The organism is Halalkalibacterium ligniniphilum (genome assembly GCF_000334155.1).
GTDB lineage: Bacteria > Bacillota > Bacilli > Bacillales > Bacillaceae_D > Halalkalibacterium > Halalkalibacterium ligniniphilum.
On sequence record NZ_ANNK01000151.1, the window covers coordinates 1 to 2,676 of the forward strand.

At 44.0% G+C, this 2,676-nt stretch carries 3 protein-coding genes and 6 tRNA genes; 8 read left to right on the top strand and 1 reads right to left on the bottom strand.

Going from position 1 to position 2,676, the window contains the following annotated elements; all coding sequences use genetic code 11:
* The first annotated feature begins 58 nt into the window (after window positions 1-58).
* The 6 genes from BLT_RS0118505 (at window position 59) to BLT_RS0118530 (ending at window position 775) form a co-directional block, all read left to right on the top strand.
* Window positions 59-131, top strand: a tRNA-Thr gene (locus BLT_RS0118505).
* Between the two features lie 28 nt (window positions 132-159).
* A tRNA-Tyr gene (locus BLT_RS0118510) sits at window positions 160-244 on the top strand.
* An 11-nt stretch (window positions 245-255) separates the two neighbouring features.
* Window positions 256-330, top strand: a tRNA-Gln gene (locus tag BLT_RS0118515).
* 71 nt (window positions 331-401) lie between these two features.
* Window positions 402-477, top strand: a tRNA-Lys gene (locus tag BLT_RS0118520).
* Between the two features lie 122 nt (window positions 478-599).
* Window positions 600-674, top strand: a tRNA-Gly gene (locus tag BLT_RS0118525).
* 25 nt (window positions 675-699) lie between these two features.
* Window positions 700-775, top strand: a tRNA-Ala gene (locus tag BLT_RS0118530).
* A gap of 163 nt (window positions 776-938) precedes the next feature.
* On the opposite strand, the gene BLT_RS22365 is transcribed toward BLT_RS0118530, so the two are convergent.
* Window positions 939-1,142, bottom strand: coding sequence for an aspartyl-phosphate phosphatase Spo0E family protein (locus BLT_RS22365; RefSeq protein WP_017729223.1), 204 nt, complete (start codon window positions 1,140-1,142; stop codon window positions 939-941).
* Window positions 1,143-1,326: 184 nt separating this feature from the next.
* On the opposite strand from BLT_RS22365, the gene sigW reads away from it, so the two are divergent.
* The gene (gene sigW / locus BLT_RS0118540) at window positions 1,327-1,890 is read left to right on the top strand and encodes an RNA polymerase sigma factor SigW (RefSeq protein WP_017729224.1); all 564 of its coding nucleotides are present in this window, start codon (window positions 1,327-1,329) and stop codon (window positions 1,888-1,890) included.
* A 15-nt stretch (window positions 1,891-1,905) separates the two neighbouring features.
* Entirely contained in the window at window positions 1,906-2,538 is a 633-nt protein-coding gene (gene rsiW, locus BLT_RS0118545) for an anti-sigma-W factor RsiW (protein ID WP_017729225.1), read from the top strand.
* Window positions 2,539-2,676 lie beyond the last annotated feature (138 nt).

Consider the following 2,676-nt stretch of genomic DNA (forward strand, 5'->3'; position numbering starts at 1 on the left):
GAGCACCTGCCTTACAAGCAGGGGGTCGGCGGTTCGATCCCGTCATCCTCCACCATATGCCGGTCTAGCTCAATTGGTAGAGCAACTGACTTGTAATCAGTAGGTTGGGGGTTCAAGTCCTCTGGCCGGCATCCTTTATTTTACGAAGATTTGCAGGATGGAGGGGTAGCGAAGTGGCTAAACGCGGCGGACTGTAAATCCGCTCCCTCAGGGTTCGGCGGTTCGAATCCGTCCCCCTCCACCATTTCGATTTGTTGGGCTATAGCCAAGCGGTAAGGCAACGGACTTTGACTCCGTCATGCGTTGGTTCGAATCCAGCTAGCCCAGCCAATTCTTTTATTATGTTTTTAGGTGTTTTCCAGCTTTGCACACTGTCAAAGCTGGAAAACACCTAAAAATGAGAGCCATTAGCTCAGTTGGTAGAGCATCTGACTTTTAATCAGAGGGTCGAAGGTTCGAGTCCTTCATGGCTCACCATTTTCAAAGAAGTAAGGCCTCTCACCTACGGTTCTCCCCGTGCAGCACGGATGAAACTGGGAAGAGTAGCAGGACTAACTTCGTGTCGGAGTCCTTCATGGCTCACTATTTTTCAAAGATGTGCGGAAGTAGTTCAGTGGTAGAACACCACCTTGCCAAGGTGGGGGTCGCGGGTTCGAATCCCGTCTTCCGCTCCAATCATTTAACCTCCCTATTTAAAATGGGGCCTTAGCTCAGCTGGGAGAGCGCCTGCCTTGCACGCAGGAGGTCAGCGGTTCGATCCCGCTAGGCTCCACCAATTAAAGAAATGTTAAGCCTTAGAATCGAGATTCTAAGGCTTTTTTGAATCGAAAATAAAATGACTCTGGTAATCTGAGAAAAACGAAAGCTGTCGCTGGAATATGGTTCTAGTAAGAAGTAAGTCTAGCGACAAAAGAGTTATTCGCTATGATCGATGTTCTCTAGATTTGTGAGTATTTCGAGTGAGTGGCAGGATTGTTTTGGACAGAAAGTGATGTGTATTGGTTTAATAAGGAGTCCAGCTTTTGGCTATACACAATGATGTCATTTGAATCTAGTGGTTGACTTCTCCCCAAATCATTTAACGATTGCCGGAAATTCTCAATCTCAAAAAGCAATCGCTGTTTGTTGGATTGTTCCTCCATGTGCTCACATCCTTATTTGAACTTGAGTCGTAATTAACCTGTACCCTATATGAAAAATATGAAACTTGGAAATTTACTTACAAACGATGAATTCATGGTAAAATAAAAAATAGGGAAAAGAATGAAACGAACGGTTCGTTTCATTCGTAGAAGGAATTAGACCGATGTGAGCAGGGGTAATAGAATGGATACAATCGTAAAACGATTAGTTAAAGAAGTGAGGAAGGGTGACGAGCAGGCCTTTGCTGAACTCGTCGAATTGTATAAAGACAAAGTCTATCAAGTTGCATACCGTATGGTTGGAAATGCCCATGAAGCACAAGATGTTGCACAAGAGGCATTTTTAAGAGCGTATACGAATATTGACCGTTATGATATCAATCGAAAGTTTTCAACGTGGATTTTTCGAATTGCTACCAATGTTGCCATTGATCGCTTACGAAAAAAGAAACCAGATTTTTATTTAGAGGATCCTGTACAGGGAGCCGATGGCCTAACCATTGGGTCCCAGCTTGCGGCGGATAAGGCTTTACCTGAGGAGCAAGTGGTTACGATGGAAACCCAAGATTGGATACAGGCTGAAATTGCTGAGCTTCCACCGAAATACCGGACAGCGATTATTTTGAAATATATGGAAGATTTGTCGTTGAAAGAAATTAGTGATGTATTAGATTTACCGGTTTCAACGGTCAAAACGAGGATTCATCGAGGACGAGAAGCGCTGCGAAAGCGCATGCGTCATGTGTAGAAAGGGTGAGACAGGATGAGTTGTGAACATCACTATGATGAGATCATCAATAAATATATCGATGGAGAAGCGACCGATCAAGAAAAGCAGATGCTTGAAAGTCATATGACTTCCTGCCCCCATTGTCAAAGGTATGTGCTAGAGCTTCAAAAGACGATCGCATTTATTCAAAGTGCTTCACATATCCAAGCTCCCTCTGATTTTACAATGGGTGTGATGGCAAAATTACCGAAGCGGAAAAAGACAGCGACCTGGAAAAAATGGGTCCGAAAACATCCGCTTGCTGTTGCAGCAGCCGTTTTTATTATTTTGATGTCCTCGAGCGTCTTTTCGCTATGGATGACAGAAGGGGAGCAGGTAACGGTTGCTGGTTCTGGTAACTTGCAGATTGATCGAGAGAGTGGAAGAGTAGTGGTCCCAGAGGGTGAAGTCATTGAGGGCAATCTAGTGGTCCGTAACGGAGAACTTCATGTAGAAGGCGAAGTAAAAGGCAATGTATTACTCGTTAACAGTGAGCCGTATATGGCCTCTGCAGGGCACGTTTCTGGAGAAATAGATGAAGTCAACCAAATACTCGACTGGATTTGGTACCACATGAAGCAGTTCTTTTCCGATGTTGTCGCGGTCTTTGATACAGACGAACAGTAAAGGTCCTCTTTTGAGGGCTTTTTCTTTGCAGAATGTAGAGAAAATGTATCGATCGTTTATCCGTACACAGAATAGAAACTGTATGTTATGAAAGGATAATACTAGAACAAGAACCAAGCAAACGTTGAATTGCCTATT